The following is a 19834-nucleotide window of genomic DNA, read 5'->3' on the forward strand; positions in this document are numbered from 1 at the left end:
CCAGAAAGGTTTATTTTCTATAATGAAACACTAATTAAAATAGCTGGTGTTTCTGGTGGCGGTTCCGTGCGCTTTAACCCCTTGTTCTACTGTCACTTTGACCGATGCGTGGGTGATTTCTTTCTCACCCTCATATACCGTAATCATAATAAAAGTGGTTCCCGGGTTTACTCCGGTTACCCGGTAATTTCCGTTGGGCAGTTTATTTACGGTAGCAATTCCGCTGCGGGAAGATACCACTTTAATGGTTCGCATATGGCCAAAGCCTGCCGGTTTGACTCCAATATCGTAAATGTCTTTTGGCTTCATTTCATAGGTTTTGGTGTCTACCATAACCGAACCTTGATAATCAATACCGTTATATGTTATTTTGCCGGGGGATGCACCAAGAGAACGAAAGTTAATACTTCTCGCTATACAAGAAAATCTTTGAATTTCGCTGTTTTCATACCCGCTAATGGTAAGTTTGCTTAGATCCTGAAGAGGAGAGGGGGCCCCAATATTTACAACACTGTCCGGAACAAACAGACTTTGTAAATTTTTCAAATTTCCCAAAAGATCACAATCAATATTGGTAACGCTATTGGGAATTTCCAGACTCACAATCTTTTTGCAATTATACAAAGCACGTTTTTCAATTTTTTTTACGCTGCCAGGCAGTGATAGGTTGGTTAACCCGATGCAATCTTCAAAGGCAGAATAACCAATTTCGGTGACGCTATTTGGAATCACAACATTTTTCAAACGGTCACATTTCATAAAGGCATAGTTATCAATGCGGGTGACCCCTTGCGGTATGGTGATGCTTTCCAAACTGTCACAATTAACAAATGTGTTTCTGCCAAGAGAGGTTAATGTTTTGGGCAGCCTGACAGATTTCAAATTAATACATTCACTAAACAATGAATTGCCCAACTGGGTAATGCTGTCTGGAATCACAACGCTTTCTAATTGACTGCAGCTTGCAAAAATGGTATCTCCTATGCTTTTTACACTGTCTGGAATCGTAACGCTTTTTAGCTTCTGACAAGAGATAAAGATACTATACTCCATGCTTGTAATATGATTTGGAACAGTAAAAGAGGTAAACGCAGTTTCAGCAAATGTGCCGCCCTTCAGTGTGGTGATATTCTTTGAGAGCGTAATATCATTTAAACTGCGGCAGTTGGAAAAAGCGGCGTTGCCCAGGCTGGTAACACTGTTGGGGATGACCACATGATTCAATTGCGCGCAGGCATAAAATGCGAGGTCTTTGATTTCAACCAAACTATTTGGAAGAGTGATTTCTGCCAAACTGGAACATTCCCAAAAGGCACTCTTTCCAATGGTTTGAATCGTGTTGGGAAGAACAATGTTTTTCAGGCCCGTGCAATAATAAAACAGGCTGTCTGAAATCTCGGTAATGCCGTGGGGAATCACAATGCTGGATAAGGATCGGCACTGGGTAAATGCCCCACTTTCTATTGTTTTCACACTGCTGGGAATTGAAATTTCAGACAGGCTTCCACAATAGCGAAAAGCGTTTTTCCCAATGGTGGTTACCGTGTCGGGAATGATAATTTTTTTTAATTGAGACTGAGAGAGAAAAGCTTCATCGCCTATCTTTTTTACACCGTCAGGAATCGTTACCTCTGTATCGTTTCCCGTGTACTTTACCAAAACTCCGTTTTCAATTTGAAACGGGTTTATTTGGTCAGCATAGATTTCTAATCCGCTGACGGTGCCCATGATGACCAATATCAACAGACATGAGATCATCCTTACCACGTTTTTCATAAAATACGCCCTCGCTTGTCATTTTTAACAAAAGAGCTCGATATGTATCCGCAAAATGGAGCCTTTTGCTCAAACTATTATAGCTCAGTACGCTGCAAAATTTCAAATCCATTATCTACTAATAAATCATACGGATATTTCCTGTTGTATAAAAATCATTGATCCGATTTCAATTAAATATGGTATTTGAATGGCATACCGGAACAGAATGGGCAAAACAGCTGATATTAGTATGAGTCTGTGTTTCTTTACTTATAAGGCGTGTAAAAAGTTGAAAAAGCCCAGCCGAAAACAAATGCGAAGTGGCTTTGTCTTTGAAAAGTGAAAAATGGAATAAAAAATGAAAATTTATCAACCAATATTATCTAAAATAGGAATAGTTTGTTTGGTTTTGCTTCATGATAATACTATATTTTAGTATGCGAAAGGGAACTGCAACAATGCAAATGTTTCAAAGGCTGCCCCAACATATTGGGATTATTCCAGACGGAAACAGACGATGGGCACAAAGCAAGGGACTTCAAAAAGAAGATGGATATTCCCATGGAATTAAACCTGGATTTGAGCTTTATCATCAATGCGTGGCACTGGGAATCAAAGAAATTACTTTTTATGGATTTACACAAGACAATACCAAACGTCCATCCGAACAAACAAATGCATTTCGGCAAGCCTGTGTAGACTCGGTTTTAGAACTTTCAAAGTATGATGCAAATCTTTTGGTCGTCGGAAACACCAATTCTTCATTATTTCCCGAGGAACTGCTTCCTTATACCAAACGGGTAACAATCGGCAGAGGCCTTATCAATGTTAATTTCTTAGTAAATTATGGGTGGGAATGGGATCTGAATCATTCCGCACCGAATCACTCGGCCAAACCAGAGAAGCTAAGCCAAAGAATCGCGTCTTCAGACATTGCAAGAATTGATTTAATCATTCGCTGGGGGGATCGAAGACGACTGAGCGGTTTTTTGCCAATTCAATCAATTTATGCTGACTTTTATGTTGTGGACAAAATGTGGCCGGACTTTTCCCCGAATGATCTGCATCAGGCATTGGAGTGGTATCAAAAACAGGATATAACACTGGGCGGATAAGCTTTTATAGACAAATGTGTAAATATGATGGTGAATCTAATAAAGATGTTGCAAAACAAAAAGCCCCTTAACCGGAAAAATCTGGATAAGGGGCTTTTGTCAGTACTTGAGCAAAGAATTCATCGAAAAATCCAATTGTATTTTTGCAATTGGATTCTTTCCATAAATTTTTCTGGTGTACCCGAAAGGATTTACCGGTAGTTTAGTTACTTTAAGATTCATAGAAAAACAAAACTTATTTTAGAGAGAAAAAAGGCGAGTGCGGGGAAGAGTTCTCCACATCAAAAAGAACCCGGTTTCGGCTGGAATGTTTCGTTAAATCATTTTTGCCATTCAAACAGATATGCACTGGGTTAATTTTTGGGGGATTCGTGGATTTAGATTTTTCTTTCGGCTGGTTTATTTTACATGGATAGTTACCGATTCACAGAAGCACATCCGATTGTTCAGCCGCTATTCGAGCTAAAGTCGACTGGTTGCAGATTGAGTCAGCAATTGGCTCTTCGCAAAGTGCGCTGTGTGCAATTTAAAACCCACACATTTTGGGGCAAATTTCCGTATTATAAGCAAGATAGCTATTTGTATTCCCCCACCACTATGTACGGAAGGAGCACCCGGAGCGATGATTGTACAACTAAATAACGTCGACCTAACATACCAAGCGCCGGATGGAGAAATAGATGCGCTACGCGGGATTGATTTCGGAATTTTTGACGGAGAATTTGTCAGTATTGTGGGACCGTCAGGATGCGGCAAATCCACCTTACTGTCTGTTATTGCCGGGCTCGAGCCAACCTCGGCAGGCTCGGTATATGTAGATGGTGATGCAGTTACAGCTCCATCACCCAAGATTGGTTATATGCCTCAAAAAGACCAGTTGTTTCCATGGCGAACCATTTGGTCCAATGTTATTCTGGGGCTGGAATTACAGCATCAAAATACAGCCGAACGCCAAAAGTATGTCCATGCACTCTTGGAGCGCTATGGTCTGAGCGAATTTGTTCACAAAATACCAGCTCAACTGTCTGGGGGCATGCGTCAACGGTGTGCATTAATTCGCACACTGGCCACAGACCCCAAGATATTATTGCTGGATGAACCCTTTTCGGCTTTAGATTACCAAACAAGGTTGTCTGTATCCACCGATATCTATACCATCATTCGCCAAGAACGCAAAACCGCTTTGCTGGTTACCCATGATATTTCTGAAAGCATCAGTCTTTCAGATCGGATTATTGTTTTAAGCAAAAGGCCGGCTTTTGTAAAAGCCATTCATGACCTTGAAGATTTAACGGGAATTTCGCCTATGCAACGGCGGGATCATCCTGCATTTCGAAAGTACTTTAATACCATCTGGAAGGAGTTGGATATCAATGTCTGAGCCTGCCATCTCCCTACAGCGGAAAGCATATTTAAAAAAGAGAAAACAGACGAAAGCAGCCATTACCACACTGCGCATCGGCATATTAGTCGTTCTGTTTGCCAGCTGGGAAATTGCTGCACGGCTGGGTGCTATTGATGCGTTTATTGTCAGCAGCCCGTCCAGAATGTGGAATACCTTTATGAGCCTATACCAATCCGGTGATCTGTGGCTTCATGTGGGAACTTCGGTTATGGAGACCGTGATCGGTTTTTTGCTTGGTACGCTGGCTGGCACGGTGATTGCCGTTTTTCTTTGGTGGAGTAGCTTTTTATCCCGCGTACTGGACCCTTATCTGGTTGTGCTGAATGCCCTGCCCAAAACGGCACTGGGGCCTATCTTTATTGTTTGGATTGGCGCCGGCCCATCCTCTATTATTGCCATGACACTGGCCATTTCATTAATTGTTACTATTCTTGATATGCACAACGGCTTTTTGGATACAGATCCGGAAAAAATCCGTTTAATGCGCACGTTAGGCGCGAATCGAATGCAGATTTTATTGAAGCTGGTATTGCCGGCAAACTTTACTACGATGATCAATGCCTTAAAGGTAAACGTTGGTTTATCGTGGGTTGGCGTAATTATGGGCGAGTTTTTAGTTTCGAAGGCTGGCCTCGGTTACCTTATCGTCTATGGTTCTCAGGTCTTTAAGATGGACTTGGTTATGACAACGGTTCTGATTTTAGCGATAGCGGCTGCACTTATGTATCAGTGCATTCTATGGATCGAAAAAATAATGAAAAAACATATGGGAGTGACAGTATGAAAAAGTTAATTACGCTGGGATTCAGTATTGTGCTGCTGGTAACCCTGATTTCAGGATGCAGCCCCAAAAAAGAAGAAGTAACGAATATACGGCTGAATGAAGTAACCCATTCCGTGTTTTATGCCCCTTTGTATGCAGCGCTGGAGCTTGGCCTTTTTGCTGAGGAGGGCCTGAATGTTGAGTTAGTCAATGGCGGCGGAGCCGATAAGGTGATGACCGCAGTTTTGGCAGGGCAGGCCGACATTGGCTTAGCCGGCCCGGAAGCTTGCCTTTATGTTATGAATGAAGGCCGTGAAAACTATGCGGTCATATTTTCTCAGCTTACCAAGCGTGACGGTTCCTTTTTGGTTGGCCGCACTGACGAAGACTTTGCATGGGAAAATCTAAAAGGAAAAACCATTATTGGCGGCCGCAAGGGCGGTGTTCCTGAAATGACTCTGGAATACGTCATGCGTCAAAACGGTGTTATTCCCCATCAGGATGCCATAGTGGATACCTCTGTTCAATTTAATATGATGGCGGGCGCCTTTACAGGCGGCAGCAGTGACTATGTTACCCTGTTTGAACCCACTGCCACTGAGATAGAGCTGGAGGGCAAAGGCTATGTGCTTACCTCTATTGGTCAGGAAAGCGGGGAAATTCCCTATACAGCCTTCTTTGCTTCTCAAAGTTATATTAAGAATAACCCTGCCGTTGTGCAAAGCTTTACAAATGCCGTTGCAAAAGGTCAAAAATGGGTCCAGGAACATACCGCACGTGAGATTGCTGAAGCTTTAATGAATCAGTTCCCCGGCACCGAAATTGACGTATTAACTTTGGTTGCTCAGCGGTATAAAGACATCGATGCCTGGAACGAAACCCCCATTATGAAACAGGAATCTTTAGAGCGCCTGGAAACCGTTATGGAAACTGCCGGTGAACTGGATCAGCGCGTTGACTTTCATCAACTGGTAGATAACAGCTTTGCTGAAAAAGCTATCAAATAATCTTAGCTTATGGATGGAAGCAAAAAAGGTACTGTTATCAAAGTTTCGCACAGTTAGAAAGCAGAGGAGTGTCAGACGTTGCAAAACTTATTCCAAAACCAGTTGTACCGGCACCTGTCAAGATGCTTTCCGAACCTTATTGACTGCGCCTAACCCATAGCCGTAACAAAAAAGACTCACAAAGCTTTATTGCTTTGTGAGTCTTTTGGTGCCGGTGGTGGAAGCAGCTTTAGGGGTAGACTTTGAGTATAGCCAAACAATAAATGAATCAAATACTCTTTCCGCAAATAAAAACAGAATGGCCCGCGTAAGTATGTTTCAATATTACGACCGTTATAAGGCAGACGTCTATAAATCAGTTTATAGTAACGACAGCCCTAATGCTCCGATACAAACAACAAAAGCAGGTTCAACAACTTATAATCAACCTACCGACATTTTTATTGCGATAGAGTATCGAGATAATCCGAAACAGCCGGCTTTTGATTAGAATCACAGCATCAAATTGCCCCCTACTGGATAACTCCGGCAGGGGGGATACGTGCTTTTGTTTAGTTTTCTATTTCGGCAGGACATTCGGAATGTAAATGCGGCACCTAATTAAAGTAAGTAGTTTGGCGGCAGGCAACTCCATGTTGTTTTACACCTGTTTTTACTTCAAATTTAATGGAAGCATGGGTAATCTCTTTATAGCTTTCGGCATCATAAATCGTGTAAGTGATATAAGTCGTTCCCGGACGCAGACCGGTAACCCGGTAATTCCCATTTGGCAGCTGCTGTACGGACGCAATGCCATCACGTGAAGATGTCATCCTGCGAATTTTGATTGGAGCGTTACCTGATAGTTTTACACCAATATCATAAATATTCCCAGGTGCCATTGTGTACGTTCTAGTATCCATAGTCACTGCACCGCGATAGCCTCTTCCGTTGTAGAGAAACGAGCCGCTTGGCAGACGAATCAGATTTTCTCCGATTACACAGAAACTATAATTCTGACTATTTGCATATGAGTCTGCGAAAGAACCCTTTTTACCAAAAATGACAAGCTCGGGATAAATGGGGCGGCCGGTAAAATCATCTCTTTTGGGATTTGATGTTTTGTAAAACTCATCACTAATCAGCATGTTTTTATCGGGAAAAACAATACTTTTCAGGCTATAGCAATCATCAAATGCCCCATCTATTGAGATTAGAGTATTCGGCAGCTTCACCTCAGATAACGAGCTGCACTCATTGAAAACATAACTTTTAATCTGTGTGACCCCTTCGGGGATAACAATTTTTTGCAGAGAAGTGCACCTGTAAAATAATCTATAATCCAGAACTGGGGCATTCTTAGACAGTGTGATGTTGACTAGGCTACGGCATCCCTGAAACACTTCTAGACCAATGTATGTAACACTGTCGGGAATGACCAGATTTTTTATACCGGATCCTGAAAATGCCCCTTCTTCAATTCTCGTAACCGTATTGGGGATGCTAATAGAGGTTAGATTATGCAAATCGCTCATAGCGGTGATATTGATTGTTTTTAAGCCGGCCGGGAGAGCCACCGAAACAGCATCGTTATTCTTATATTTTACAAGCATATTGTTTATAATTACCATGTCGTTGGGATATTGCTCTAACCAAGCGCTTCTGGTAAAGGTATCCCTTCCGATTTTGGTAACACTTTTGGGAATCTGCACCTTGACAAGCTGCGCACAGTCTTGAAAAGCAGAATTCCCGATGCTGGTTACTCCCTCCGGAATGATAATCTCAGTTAAGGTGCTTTTTTCAAATGCCGAACTCCCAATTTTTTTAACCCCTTTAGGAATTTCCACTTTTGTTACTTGATTCATACGAAAAGCCGAAGATCCAATTTCTAAAACGCCTTCTGGGATTTTTACTTCTTGGCTTTCTCCTCGATAATCAACAAGAATCCCGTATTCATCAATCCAAAAGCCATCGGAATTATAGGTAGTCGCCCATACCGGCAAAGAAAAAGATATCATGCCGAATATAAGAAATAGTGCTAGCAAGAAAGACGTTGTTTTTTGAAATATTTTCATAATTCCCATCCTCAAATATGTAATGTTCTTGTAAAACCATAATTGAAAATGTCAATATTTGCAATGTATAAAATTTTCCAGTATTAGAGTAACATTATAACAAAAAAACCTGTCCTGCATTTTATACAGAGCGGGTTCAAAATTCTTGGGAACGCCGAATGTGCCGATCTTTAGTATTCTGCTGCAAGGCTTATTTGACATGAGAAAATGAAGATGCATTGCGTTTTTGCTGTCCAGATGTTTCATCCATTCCTCAGAAAACCAGTGTTGAGGGTTAGCCGGATTGCAGTTAAACCAAAACTAGACGCTTTCTTTTGATATATACACCACGGCAGCATACAATACCAGCTTCCGGCACGCTTGTAGTCATTATACCAATAATCTTTGCATAGCATCGCTGCTACCTTCAAACAAAAAGGACGGCCACAAAAGGTCTCCCAATATCCTTTTATGACATTCTTCTACAGTATTCTAATATCAAACATTGACAAGCCTGCCAAGAGCGACATAGTATGTACTAATTCTCTTGAAAAAGGAGGTTAGAAAATGTTTTGTAACTCTTGTTGGTGCAGGTGTAGGTGCAGGCGAAATTGCTACAGATGCTGTCGCTGTCGTTTTTGGTGCTAATGCTTTTAAGTGGGACGCTTGCGAATAAAAGCAAGCGTCCCAGCTTTTTATGGATTGCCCTGCGGTGTTCTGCCACAGGGTAATTTCAGAATGGTAGCAGCTGCGGCCAGACACGAATTTGATGCAGTAGTGATTTATCATATATCCCGTGGTTCCCGTAATGTGGGGAACTGATTTCCGTCGGTCTTGGGGAGCATTAGGTACTTGTTACCCGGCAAAAGTCAATTGCCCGTATGGCAGAACGTGCAAAGAAAGGAATCTTCTGCGGTGGGGTTCCGCCTTTGGGGTATGATATTGTAGACGGCAACGATGTAATCAATGAGCAAAAGGCCGAAATGCTTTGCGTTGTTTTCGATGCCTATGCGGATGGCGCTAGTTATCACGCTATTTCGGTATTCAGCTTGCTCTAGGAGTACCATGACAAGTAAGTGGATTCGAATATTGATCTGACACATCAATATTCGAATCCACTTACTTGACTTTACGCTTGAGATATAAAATTCCGATTGGTTTGACTCTAACGTAGCAGAACCAGAACAGCAGCCTCCGTAGGCTTCTATAGTTTGTGCATAAGAATGCTAAACAAAAACGCCTAAAAAGAAAGTCTGCACCCTCAACGCTCAATAAGGGTACAGACCTTAACATTATCCATTAAGTGCGTTAAAATAGCAGCGCACAAACGGTATTCACAAGTCATAAGCGGTTCTTTAACCCTTATGGCGCATGGTAGCTAACTGTTGGTTGCAGTTGGCTGCTTGTGGATGCTTTTTTTATTCACATAGTAATTATATATCAACATTCGGAAACTTGTAAACGTAATTTGTTTTAACTAATATTGTTACTATGAAATAGAAAAGTCTATTGAGTGTTTCCACTCCGTAGACTTGTCTTTATTAATATAAAGACAATCAGTTATATAAGGTTTTAAACTGAACAAGAATATTTCTAAATGAAGTGCATTCATTGAATGACGCTAATTCCTTTCATGATCATGTGTTCTGCCAATTCAGCCATATATTCGGGTGATTCTTTAAAATCATTTTCGATCCAGTTTTGAATCAGGCCAATGCACCCGGCCACGATGAACGAATAAAAATACTCAAAGTCCTGTGATTTTCCGGTGTTGAAAATTTGCACCCAGTCATTCAGACATCGGTATTTGATCAAATCCTTCAAACGGGTTACGAAAGCCAAATCCCCGTTTTTACTTAGAAGCGCCCGGCACATATCTCTGTTTTCTTCAATCAAATGAAAAATATCCAGAATCATCGGAAGCGGATTGCCATTTAACGCTTTTGCAGGGTGCTTGTCCAGAACATCGTGAAAGCTTTCAAATAATTCTTTTTCAATTTGTTCCACCATATCAAAGACGTCTTTATAGTGCAGATAAAAAGTTCCTCTGTTGATATCCACCAAGTCAGAAAGCTCACGTACAGTAATATCCTTCACACTTTTTTCTTCCATCAGTTTCGTCAATCCTTGGCGAAGCTGCTTTTTTGTTTTCCGAATACGCCGGTCAATTTTGTCAGTTCCCATAAATTTTCCCTCCTAATCAACATAATAATAGAAATCTGTTGATTATATAACTAAAGAGTTAAAATTGATTATTGTTCATTAACTTGCTTTTTATTATAATGAACTCGTGTTAATAAATCAATCTATTTTTATAAATTATTTTATTTAATTGAGGGTTGGGATGACAAATGAGCTTTATCGAATTTACGAACGTGGAACGTGAATATGTTGTTGGCGGCAGTGTGATCAAAGCAGTCAACGGCGTTTCGTTTCAGATTGAAAAAAATACCTTCAATGTGGTTCTGGGGCAAAGTGGGGCTGGCAAAACAACCGTTCTGAATATGCTGGGCGGTATGGATACCCCGACCAAAGGGTCTATCTGTGTTGGGGAAGAAGATGTTGCGAAAATGAATGAAAAAGAATTGACAGTTTACCGAAGAAATAAAATCGGATTCGTTTTTCAATTTTATAATCTGGTTCCAAATCTGACCGCTCTTGAAAATGTTCAATTGGCAAAAGAGATTTGCAGACAGCCGCTTGACCCAAAAGAAATGCTGGAACGGGTCGGACTGGGAGAGCGAATGAACAACTTCCCAAGTCAGATGTCAGGTGGAGAGCAGCAAAGAGTATCTATCGCACGCGCTTTGGCCAAAAACCCTGAAATAGTATTGTGCGATGAGCCGACCGGTGCTTTGGATTCTGAGACGGGCCGAAAGGTATTAAAGCTGATTCGTGATGTTGCTCAGGATATGGGGAAAACCGTGATCGTGGTAACCCACAATGCTCCCATTGCAGATATGGCTCAAATGGTAATTCACATGCGGGACGGTCGGATTTATGAGACGCGGCTGCAGGAGCATCCCAAAAACGTGGAGGAGATCGTATGGTAAAGGGAGCCTTATTCAAAAAATCGATACAGGATATGAAAAAATCTCTTTCTCAGTTTGTGTCGATTTTGATTATGGCGATGGTTGCGGTCAGTATTGTTGTGGGGCTTGATAGCATCTGGAAAACGCTGGAAACTCAGTCCTCCCACCTTTATGAGAGTGCTCATCTATCGGATCTCTGGGTCACAGTCAAAAATCCTTCTGAAACAAGAATGTGGAAAGTCGGGCAAATCGACGGAGTGGAAAAAGCGGAAAAAAGGTTGGTAGTCAATGCAACCGCCAAAATAGACGGTGAGCCGACACTCCAGGTGTATGCAATGCCTTCTGAAAATACGCTGGATGTGCCGTATTTGGAATCGGGCATGAGAGTCAGCAAGCAAGGGGCCGTGCTCGATGAATTGTTTGCGAAAGCCAATCACCTTTCTGTTGGGGATCGGATTACCATTAAAGTGAACGATAAAGATATTTATTTCACCATAGAAGCATTGGCGCTGAGCGGAGAGCATGTTTACTCCTTAAAAGACACTACTGCCATGGTGCCGAACCCGAAAAGCTATGGGTTCATTGTGGTTGATATCGATCGTATCGCAAGCGCTTACGGCGGGTACAAGCCATACAACCAAATAGCGGTACGGCTGAACAGCTCCGCTAAGGAACAGTCTATTCAAGAACAGATGGATCAGGTCTTCGGGGATGACCTGATCGGCATCATCACCCGAACAGAAAACAAAAGCATCAACAATGTGGAAAGCAAGGTTTATCTGTTTCGGACGTTATCGACTGTTTTCCCGTTTATGTTCTTTTTGGTAACCGCATTGATCACCCTTAGTACAATGACCCGTATTGTGGAGGATCAGAGAAACCAGATCGGAATTTTGAAAGCCCTGGGGTACAGTAAGCGGAGTATTATGTGGCATTATACCTCTTACGGAGTGTATGTGGGAACGATCGGCTCTCTGCTGGGCATCCTGATCGGACCGAATGTCATTGGTAGAATTCTAATTGATAAACTGAAATTTCTTTATACTTTTCCAAGCTATCAGTTAAGTCTGAATATTCCAAACATCGTCATCAGTTCCATTCTGATCATTCTTTGTACCGGAGGAATTTCGTGCTATGCCTGCACCAAGCTGCTGGGTGATATGCCGGCCGTGCTGCTGCGGGACAAACCGCCGAAAAAGGGAAGCCATATTTTTCTGGAGCGTATCCCTGAGCTGTGGAACAGGATGAAATTCAGCCAAAAGCTGATTGCCAGAAATACGTTAAAGAATAAGAGCAGAATGATTATGAGTATTCTGGGCGTTATGGGATGTACCGGTCTGATCATTGGAGCCTTCACTCTGTATGACATGGTAACGGGCATTTCAAAAACGACCTACGAAAAAGTCTATGTATATGACCAAAAAGTGATGCTGGAAGATCGCACAACGGAAAGAGACATTCAAAATCTTAATTTGGATGGAGTCGTTCAGGACGTAGAAGAGACGATGGTGCAGATGAATTCTTCCACGCAAAGGCGTATGGCCGGAGTGACGGTTCTTTCTCCTGAAAGCCCTTTGGTTCGTTTGCAGGACGCGGACGGGAACCTGATCACTTTACCGCAGGAGGGCATAGCTATAACCCGTAAGCTGGCAAAAATTATGGGCGTTGAAAAAGGTGATTCGATTCAGCTGAAGAGAAGTGACGACAGCTACATTTCAGTACCGGTCAACCAAATTGTCTATATGGCGGCAGGCCAGGGAGTTTATATTTCCAAGGATTATTGGGAATCAATCGGTCAGGATTACAAGCCTACAGCGGTGCTGGTGCGATGGAATACCAAAAACACCACTTTTTTGAACAGTGACTACGTGAAAAGCTATGTGGACAGAACGACGCTACAGACGGATTTTGAAGGGGGCATTACGGTAGTCTATATTGCTGCGTTCATGTTGATCATATCAGGCAGCATTCTGGCCTTTGTGGTTCTGTATAATATGGGGATTCTGAATTTTTTCGAGCGAGTTCGCGATCTGGCCACTCTGAAAGTTCTGGGATTCTATCCAAAGGAAATTCGGCCGCTTGTGTTGATGGAAAATATTTTTTCCACGCTGATCGGTATCCTCTTCGGTATTCCCATCGGAAAAATCATTTCCCAAATCATTGCAGACGGCTTTGGTGACGATCTGGATTTGATTGGCAGAATTACCTTAGATAAAATCATGCTGGCGGCACTCTTGACGATGGCCTTTGCGGCAATCGTAAATAATATCGTGTCCCGTAAAATCAAGAGCATCGACATGCTACAGGCACTGAAAAGTGTGGAATAATTCAGGAGGCTTTCATATGAAAAAAAAGAAATATTTGTCGGCTGCGTTAGCTGCCGCTGTTATGCTGACTGCCTTGACAGGCTGCAATAACAGCACTCAGGATTCGGGCAGCTCTCAGGCTCCACAGAAAACTGCCCAGAGCGACGACATTGTTGTATGGGGCGAAGTGAAATACAAGGATGAATACCAAATCAATATTGATTTTCCGTCCAAAGTCACAAGCGTTGAAGTGAAAGAAGGCGACCTTGTCAGCAAAGGACAGGTTCTGATCGGGCTTACTACCAGCGATTATCAGGCGGATTTAAAAAAGCTGCAAACTCAGGTGGATTCGAGCAAGGGCACCTTAAATCAGGTGGATCAAGAGGCGTTGAAATCGGAGATCAGTGTTCTGAAAAAGCAGATTGGCTATAAAACAACTGAGCTGCAGAACGGAACCAAGCCGGAACTACAGCTGCTGCAAAGCTCGCTGACCCGTGCAACGAAAGAAGTAAACGATGCGCAGAAGGATGTGGATAAATACCAGGGTCTGTATGACAGTGGGGTGATCTCTCAGGCGGAACTGGAGAAATATCAGGATGTGCTGAATGTGAAGCAAAAGGCAAAGTCCGATGTTCAGGAGAATATCGCGAAAACAAAACGCATGCTTCAGGAAGAGCTGGATACCCTGAATTCCACCTTAAAATATAAGCAAACCGAACTGAACCAGCAGCAGAATACAACCGATTCGGCGCAGATCGATTTGAAGGTACTTACCGATAAAATGAAAAAGCCCTACTTATCCGAAAATAATATTGTTTCGAATTTGGACAGCGGAATCGTCAAAGAGATCAATGTAGTAACGGGAGCTTCCGTTGGAATACAGTATGCACCGCAAAAGGTCATCAGCCTAATTGACCGCGGCAGCATCTATGTGAGCGCAGAGGTCCCGGAAGAGTTCATATCCCGGATTTCTGTGAACAGCAAGGTCACAATTATCCCTACAGCCAATCAAGAGATTAAAATCAAAGGAACGATTACACAGATTTCGAACACCGCGGTGGAAAAGGATGGAGCTCGTATTGTAAAGGTTCAGGTGAAGCCGGATGACAGCGGCAATGTTTTAAAGCCCGGGTTTACGGCTGATGTTAAGATCAGCAGGACATCAGAATCAGCCAGCTCAAAATAAGACAGGGGGAAAGGATATGAATTCGATCAAGAGGATTACGGCTTTTTCAGTCGCGGTATTGCTTTTTGCGGCACCGGGCCTTTCGGCTTATGCGGAAGAGGCTAAGCCGGCCGATACTTACGTAGTTCAGTATTCTCAAGTGGAAGGGATGGTGCTGAATGACAATTTACAGGTAGCAAATAACGAGCTTGCAATGGATATTTTGGATCAGGAAGACGAACTGAAAGAAAAGTATGAGAAAATTTCTGATTCAATTGATAAAACATCGGCGTCCCTGACAGCTATTCTCAATAGCCCGGCCACTTCACCCGATTTGAAAATAGTAGCGCAGGGCACCAATGTGGCGCTGGCCACGCTGTCTGAGCTTCTGAATGTACAGGAGGATATCGATGGTGATACTTATGAGCTGAAAGAATTGCAGGCGGAATTTTCGAATCAACAGCTTGTGCGTTCCGCTCAGAGCATGTTTTCTGTCTATTATCAATTGAAATATAACATTGAGCAGCTCAATCATACGCGTTCCGTTTTAAATGATGCATATCAGGCGGCACAGGCACAGTACAGTAATCAGATGGGGACTTTTCTTGCGGTTTCGGATGCCGAGCTGGCGATTCAATCTTTCAATAATTCTCTTGCGGATCTGGATAACCAGCTCAATTCCGTTTGCCAGCAAATGAATGTTATGCTGGGCCGCTCTTACAATGCGCAGGTGATCTTTGGAAAATTGCCTGCGCCGGATCTTTCATATGTTGAGAAGATTGATTTATCCAATGATATCAGTACTGCGCAAACAGCCAGCTATAAGGTCAGGATCATCAAAAAACAGCGTTCTATTCTGAATAATGATACTTCTCAGAATAGAAAACAAAGGGAAATAAAGTCTAACGAAGCCGATTTGGAAATGGAGAATGTGGCAGCTTCGCTAAAAATTCAACTTGGTAAAATCAAACAGCAGCAGGCAGTATTGTCAGCTGAGCAGGCAAAAGCGGCAAATACGAAACTGAAAATGGAACAGGGGAAAATGAAGTATGAGCTTGGCTTTCTTTCGCAAATGGAATATAACAAACTCGTCAGTGATTGCTCCGCACAGGAAACAACGGTAAAAACGGCATCTGCCACATTATTTTGGCAAATAGAAAATTATAAATGGATCCTCAAAGGACTCACTGTGTCTTGAGAATAGAAAGAATTCGTCGGTGACGAATGGCTCAGACTAAATCGTTTCTTGTATTGGTACAGACCAAAGGTGATTGGCTACAAGACCAGGCAGGACAAACCCTTTTCAAAGAACAGTATTTATTTAGTCTTGGACAATGAGAAGTACAAAGGTACTTATGGGTTCAGCCAGATTGCTATGAAGACCAGCAGAGGAGAAGAACTGGAGGATGCCGAAAGCCAGATTCAGAATTGTGACGTGCTCTTAGAAGAATATCGCCGCAGGAATCAAATTCCCACTATTTCAGCAGAAGTCAGTAGAGCCATAGAAAATGTAAAAAGAAACTGTAAGCAGAAGGATCGAAATAAGCTGCAAAACTTCATTCGCAAGTACGTGGAGCGGGTTACAGTCACAGAAACCACAGTAGAGGTCGCCTTTCAAGCGGCCTTTTTCTATTGTGATGGAGAAAAGAGGGTTACTTATCACTACTATGTAACGGAATCTGTCAGCACCATAAAATATCCGGCGCAAAACCAGTGGTACCGGCACCTGTCAAGATGCTTTCCGAATCTGATTGACTGCGCCTAAAACATAGCCATAACAAAAAAAGACTCACGAAGCAATGAAGCTTCGTGAGTCTTTTGGTGCCGGTGATCGGACTTGAACCGATACCCTGTCGCCAGGACTGGATTTTGAGTCCAGCGCGTCTGCCAATTTCACCACACCGGCATGAACAACGTGCTTTATTATAAACTATATTTTACAAAAAATCAAGTATTCTGTCTAAAAAATATTTTATTTTTTTCACAGAAAAGCGCTGTGGCTCCAAATGGGCATCACAGCGCTTTTTTAGGGAATGGTTATTTGTCTTGCTTTTGGATCCCGCTGTATACAATTCCCCGCACGGCGTCCACGGTAACGGTAGTTCCGCTTTTTAATAGTTTTGTTGCGTGTTCGGCGTTGACAATCACCGGCTTATCCAATGCCATGCCGACAATCGCCGCGTGAGAGTTCAGCCCGTCCTGTTCTGTTACGATGGCAGAGCTGATTCGCATTAAATCTACCATACTGTTGGTGGTTTGGGGAACGACCAGAACATCACCGGGTTTAAAATGTTTGCGGGCCTCTTCTTCGGTTTGGCAGACACAAAGATTGCCACAAACAAAACCACGGGTTGCGCCTCGTCCGGAAACTAACACATCCCCAACCAGCTGAACCTTTAACAGATTGGTTGTGCCTGAAAAACCCACAGGAACACCGGCAGTGATGACCACTACATCGCCGTTTTCCACCAATCCGTGAGATTTTGACACATTGACCACATGATCAAACAGTTTATCTGTGTTCACCTGTTCTTCCACCATAACCGGGATGACGCCCCAAGAAAGATTCATCTGACGGCGAACCGTTTCGCTGGTGGTGCCGGAAATAATGGGACAGGCAGGGCGATACCTTGAAATCATGCGGGCGGTGCGGCCGGATTTAGAAACGGTGATGATAGCTACGGCGCCTAAATCATGAGCGGTGGTGCAGGTGGCATGAGAAATGGCAGAGGTGACGTTCAACGCTTCCATGTTGATACGCTGGGCAAATCGTGCCTTATAGTTGATGTCTTCTTCTGTGCGCTGGGCAATGGTAGACATGGTTTTCAACGCTTCGATGGCATATTTGCCGGCTGCGGTTTCTCCCGAAAGCATAATGGCGCTGGTTCCGTCATAAATGGCATTGGCTACGTCAGTCGCTTCTGCTCTGGTTGGGCGGGGATTCTTCATCATGGAATCCAGCATTTGTGTGGCGGTAATCACTTGTTTTCCAGCGTTATATCCTTTTTTAATCAGGCGCTTTTGAATCACAGGGATTTCTTCCAGGGGAATTTCAACCCCTAAGTCTCCCCGTGCTATCATAATTCCGTCTGTCACCCGGATGATTTCGTCGATATTGTCTACGCCTTCCCGATTTTCAATCTTTGCGATGATTCGAATGCTGTGACAGTTTTGTTTTTCCAATTCGCTTCTCAATTCCAGAATATCATGGGCGTTGCGGGTGAAAGAAGCGGCGATAAAGTCAAAATCCTCTTTTACGGCAAATGCAATGTCCCGTTTGTCTTGTTCGCCGATGAAAGGCAGCGATAACTGAATGCCGGGAACGTTGATTCCTTTGTTGGAAGAAAGGGTTCCCCCGTTAATGACAGTACAGTGAATGTCGGTATCCGTACAAAAATCCACTTTCAGTTCAATTAGTCCGTCGTCGATTAAAATACGGGAACTCGGTGTGACATCCTTTGGAAGATCCGGGAATGTAACGCTCACAATTTGATCCGTGCCGGGCACGTCCCGGGTGGTCAAAATAAACTCTTGCCCTTGCTGCAGGGTTACCTGTGGACTTTCAAAGCGCTTGACTCGCACTTCAGGACCTTTTGTATCCAGAAGAAGAGCGATCGGAAGATCCAGTTCCTTGCGCAGCTTTTTTACTGTGTCAGCACGCACTTTCTGCTCTGCGTGGGATTGATGGGAAAAGTTTAGCCGGGCAACATCCATTCCGGACAGCATTAGTTCGCGCAAAATTTCTTCCGTGTCGGTTGAGGGGCCAAGGGTACAAATGATTTTTGTTTTTCTCACAATGAATTGCCTCCATTCAGACGGGCGGGTGCAGTTGAAAAGCCCGATGTTATGAACCTTCAGACATACTTTTTCAAGTTAATACTACATCAGATTATGGAAAAAATCAAATGCCTATTAATTATTTAAAAGAAAAATAGATTACTTTTTCCGATTCCAAAGACATATTGAAAAAAATTGTGATTACATATAGAATAGAAAGAAACGGAGAAAGTGGCATCCGATTTTTGGCCGGAGCCGGGGAAACGGGAGAGGAGTGTGCATTTTGGGTCTGTGGAAAAACGGGAATCAGCGGGAAAAAATTATAAAAACTCAACCCAGCTGGAGAAGTGTGAACCAGATAAAACGACTGCGGATTATGATGACCGTGGTGGCGGTGGTGATTCTGCTGTCGGTGGCGGCAGGGCTTTTTTTAGTTTGGTATCAGCTGCACCCTGTTTTGGGTTTGGGAAAGGATTCCTCATCCCAAACGTATTCGGAGCCATTGGAGCCGCAGGGCGAAAGCACTGCGCCGGATGTGCTGATTCTGGTGAATAATGATAGTCCCCTTCCCAGTGAATTTTCTGTGGATTTAACAGAGCTGGACGGAATTCAGGTGGACAAACGCTTGGCCGAAAGTCTGGAACAGATGCGCCGGGCAGCCGAATCAAACGGAGTAACCCTTTCGCTGACAAAGGGATATGTTTCCGCAGAACAGCAGCAAGAGCAATATCAGCAGAAGGTTCAAGAGCTGGTTCGGGCCGGATATACTCAGGTTCGGGCTGAGGATGCGGCGGCCACCATTGTGGAGCGGGGCGGAAGAAGCGAATATCAAACCGGGCTTGCGGTGGACTTTTCACTGACAGGCAGCGGACAGAATAGCCCGGAATACCAGTGGTTGACGGCAAATGGGGCTGATTATGGGTTCGTTTTGCGGTATCCGCCCAAGAAAAAAAGCGTAACCCAAAAGGAAGAAGAGCCCCAACATTTTCGTTATGTGGGGAAAGAAAATGCCCAGCGGATGCGCCAATTGGGGTTTTGTTTGGAGGAATATAGTGCTTATCTTTCCAAACAATTGAAAAAATAATATTTTTCGCAAAGAAATACTTGATTTTTAAATTGTTTTGTGCTAGAATCCATTTGTTATACTTGTATAGAAAAGTTGTACTTTCGTTGAAAGAGGTGACAGGAATGAAGGAAGCAATCCATCCGAAGTACCAGAACACGACCATTAAATGCGCTTGCGGAAATGAGATCGAGACACGGTCTACCAAAGACAACATCCGCGTTGAAATATGCTCTAAGTGCCATCCGTTCTTTACCGGTAAGCAGAAGCTGATTGATACAAGCGGTCGCGTAGATACATTTAAGAAGCGTTACGGTATTCAGGAGAAATAATCACCTGAATCGGCAGGCGGAAGTTTTAGTCTGAAATTATGGAGGCGGCGCAGTGCGCCGCCTGTCTTTTTATCAAAC

Annotated in this window: 17 protein-coding genes and 1 tRNA gene; 13 read left to right on the forward strand and 5 right to left on the reverse strand. The window is 43.2% G+C overall.

Features of this window, described 5'->3' with window-relative positions; all coding sequences use genetic code 11:
• Nucleotides 1–30 precede the first annotated feature (30 nt).
• A complete protein-coding gene (locus tag C1A02_RS12800) occupies nucleotides 31–1776 on the reverse strand; it encodes a leucine-rich repeat domain-containing protein (RefSeq protein WP_101698639.1) in 1746 nt (581 codons plus the stop codon).
• Between the two features lie 440 nt (nucleotides 1777–2216).
• Between C1A02_RS12800 and uppS the strand changes: the two genes are divergently transcribed.
• The 5 genes from uppS (at nucleotide 2217) to C1A02_RS13350 (ending at nucleotide 6538) form a co-directional block, all read left to right on the forward strand.
• A complete protein-coding gene (gene uppS / locus C1A02_RS12805; protein WP_101698640.1) occupies nucleotides 2217–2873 on the forward strand; it encodes a polyprenyl diphosphate synthase in 657 nt (218 codons plus the stop codon).
• A 622-nt stretch (nucleotides 2874–3495) separates the two neighbouring features.
• Nucleotides 3496–4254, forward strand: a complete 759-nt coding sequence (locus C1A02_RS12810; protein WP_101698641.1) for an ABC transporter ATP-binding protein — start codon at nucleotides 3496–3498, stop codon at nucleotides 4252–4254.
• Entirely contained in the window at nucleotides 4247–5062 is an 816-nt protein-coding gene (locus C1A02_RS12815) for an ABC transporter permease (RefSeq protein ID WP_101698642.1), read from the forward strand. The genes C1A02_RS12810 and C1A02_RS12815 overlap by 8 nt, the downstream gene beginning before the upstream one ends.
• Complete coding sequence (locus C1A02_RS12820; protein ID WP_101698643.1) at nucleotides 5059–6048, forward strand: ABC transporter substrate-binding protein; 990 nt, start codon at nucleotides 5059–5061, stop codon at nucleotides 6046–6048. The genes C1A02_RS12815 and C1A02_RS12820 overlap by 4 nt, the downstream gene beginning before the upstream one ends.
• A 208-nt stretch (nucleotides 6049–6256) precedes the next feature.
• A complete protein-coding gene (locus C1A02_RS13350; RefSeq protein WP_129588173.1) occupies nucleotides 6257–6538 on the forward strand; it encodes a hypothetical protein in 282 nt (93 codons plus the stop codon).
• Nucleotides 6539–6644: 106 nt separating this feature from the next.
• Here C1A02_RS13350 and C1A02_RS12825 read toward each other — a convergent pair whose 3' ends face one another.
• Entirely contained in the window at nucleotides 6645–8102 is a 1458-nt protein-coding gene (locus C1A02_RS12825; protein WP_164997225.1) for a leucine-rich repeat domain-containing protein, read from the reverse strand.
• 860 nt (nucleotides 8103–8962) lie between these two features.
• Here C1A02_RS12825 and C1A02_RS13585 point away from each other — a divergent pair.
• Nucleotides 8963–9139 carry a hypothetical protein gene (locus C1A02_RS13585; RefSeq protein WP_164997226.1) on the forward strand — a complete coding sequence of 59 codons (177 nt, stop codon included), beginning with the start codon at nucleotides 8963–8965 and terminating at the stop codon, nucleotides 9137–9139.
• Nucleotides 9140–9689: 550 nt separating this feature from the next.
• Here the strand turns inward: C1A02_RS13585 and C1A02_RS12830 are convergent.
• Nucleotides 9690–10265, reverse strand: a complete 576-nt coding sequence (locus tag C1A02_RS12830) for a TetR/AcrR family transcriptional regulator (protein ID WP_101698645.1) — start codon at nucleotides 10263–10265, stop codon at nucleotides 9690–9692.
• Nucleotides 10266–10432: 167 nt separating this feature from the next.
• Between C1A02_RS12830 and C1A02_RS12835 the strand changes: the two genes are divergently transcribed.
• The 5 genes from C1A02_RS12835 (at nucleotide 10433) to C1A02_RS12855 (ending at nucleotide 16349) form a co-directional block, all read left to right on the forward strand.
• Entirely contained in the window at nucleotides 10433–11134 is a 702-nt protein-coding gene (locus C1A02_RS12835) for an ABC transporter ATP-binding protein (protein WP_101698646.1), read from the forward strand.
• The gene (locus C1A02_RS12840; protein ID WP_101698647.1) at nucleotides 11128–13440 is read left to right on the forward strand and encodes an ABC transporter permease; all 2313 of its coding nucleotides are present in this window, start codon (nucleotides 11128–11130) and stop codon (nucleotides 13438–13440) included. Before C1A02_RS12835 ends, C1A02_RS12840 begins: the two co-directional genes overlap by 7 nt.
• Before the next feature lie 16 nt (nucleotides 13441–13456).
• A complete protein-coding gene (locus C1A02_RS12845) occupies nucleotides 13457–14605 on the forward strand; it encodes an HlyD family secretion protein (protein WP_101698648.1) in 1149 nt (382 codons plus the stop codon).
• Between the two features lie 16 nt (nucleotides 14606–14621).
• Entirely contained in the window at nucleotides 14622–15782 is a 1161-nt protein-coding gene (locus C1A02_RS12850) for a hypothetical protein (protein ID WP_101698649.1), read from the forward strand.
• A 177-nt stretch (nucleotides 15783–15959) separates the two neighbouring features.
• Nucleotides 15960–16349 carry a hypothetical protein gene (locus tag C1A02_RS12855; protein WP_129588174.1) on the forward strand — a complete coding sequence of 130 codons (390 nt, stop codon included), beginning with the start codon at nucleotides 15960–15962 and terminating at the stop codon, nucleotides 16347–16349.
• Between the two features lie 54 nt (nucleotides 16350–16403).
• On the opposite strand, the gene C1A02_RS12860 is transcribed toward C1A02_RS12855, so the two are convergent.
• Both C1A02_RS12860 and pyk read right to left on the reverse strand, forming a co-directional pair.
• A tRNA-Leu gene (locus C1A02_RS12860) sits at nucleotides 16404–16490 on the reverse strand.
• Nucleotides 16491–16621: 131 nt separating this feature from the next.
• Nucleotides 16622–18379 carry a pyruvate kinase gene (gene pyk, locus C1A02_RS12865; protein ID WP_101698651.1) on the reverse strand — a complete coding sequence of 586 codons (1758 nt, stop codon included), beginning with the start codon at nucleotides 18377–18379 and terminating at the stop codon, nucleotides 16622–16624.
• Nucleotides 18380–18635: 256 nt separating this feature from the next.
• Between pyk and C1A02_RS12870 the strand changes: the two genes are divergently transcribed.
• Together C1A02_RS12870 and rpmE are read left to right on the forward strand one after the other, a co-directional pair.
• The gene (locus C1A02_RS12870) at nucleotides 18636–19445 is read left to right on the forward strand and encodes a M15 family metallopeptidase (RefSeq protein WP_370737807.1); all 810 of its coding nucleotides are present in this window, start codon (nucleotides 18636–18638) and stop codon (nucleotides 19443–19445) included.
• A 104-nt stretch (nucleotides 19446–19549) separates the two neighbouring features.
• Nucleotides 19550–19756, forward strand: coding sequence for a 50S ribosomal protein L31 (rpmE, locus tag C1A02_RS12875; protein ID WP_101698652.1), 207 nt, complete (start codon nucleotides 19550–19552; stop codon nucleotides 19754–19756).
• The last annotated feature ends 78 nt before the right edge of the window (nucleotides 19757–19834 follow it).

It is taken from the genome of Clostridium minihomine (genome assembly GCF_900240385.1).
Taxonomy (GTDB): Bacteria; Bacillota; Clostridia; order Oscillospirales; family Acutalibacteraceae; genus Faecalispora; species Faecalispora minihomine.

Coding starts and splice junctions, on each gene's coding strand:
- C1A02_RS12810 (WP_101698641.1), top strand. CDS start 3,496: ATGATTGTACAACTAAATAACGTCGACCTAACATACCAAGCGCCGGAT.
- C1A02_RS12825 (WP_164997225.1), bottom strand. CDS start 8,102: ATGAAAATATTTCAAAAAACAACGTCTTTCTTGCTAGCACTATTTCTT.
- C1A02_RS12850 (WP_101698649.1), top strand. CDS start 14,622: ATGAATTCGATCAAGAGGATTACGGCTTTTTCAGTCGCGGTATTGCTT.
- C1A02_RS12835 (WP_101698646.1), top strand. CDS start 10,433: ATGAGCTTTATCGAATTTACGAACGTGGAACGTGAATATGTTGTTGGC.
- C1A02_RS12815 (WP_101698642.1), top strand. CDS start 4,247: ATGTCTGAGCCTGCCATCTCCCTACAGCGGAAAGCATATTTAAAAAAG.
- C1A02_RS12800 (WP_101698639.1), bottom strand. CDS start 1,776: ATGAAAAACGTGGTAAGGATGATCTCATGTCTGTTGATATTGGTCATC.
- C1A02_RS13585 (WP_164997226.1), top strand. CDS start 8,963: ATGGCAGAACGTGCAAAGAAAGGAATCTTCTGCGGTGGGGTTCCGCCT.
- rpmE (WP_101698652.1), top strand. CDS start 19,550: ATGAAGGAAGCAATCCATCCGAAGTACCAGAACACGACCATTAAATGC.
- C1A02_RS12820 (WP_101698643.1), top strand. CDS start 5,059: ATGAAAAAGTTAATTACGCTGGGATTCAGTATTGTGCTGCTGGTAACC.
- C1A02_RS12845 (WP_101698648.1), top strand. CDS start 13,457: ATGAAAAAAAAGAAATATTTGTCGGCTGCGTTAGCTGCCGCTGTTATG.
- C1A02_RS12855 (WP_129588174.1), top strand. CDS start 15,960: ATGAAGACCAGCAGAGGAGAAGAACTGGAGGATGCCGAAAGCCAGATT.
- uppS (WP_101698640.1), top strand. CDS start 2,217: ATGCAAATGTTTCAAAGGCTGCCCCAACATATTGGGATTATTCCAGAC.
- C1A02_RS12840 (WP_101698647.1), top strand. CDS start 11,128: ATGGTAAAGGGAGCCTTATTCAAAAAATCGATACAGGATATGAAAAAA.
- C1A02_RS12830 (WP_101698645.1), bottom strand. CDS start 10,265: ATGGGAACTGACAAAATTGACCGGCGTATTCGGAAAACAAAAAAGCAG.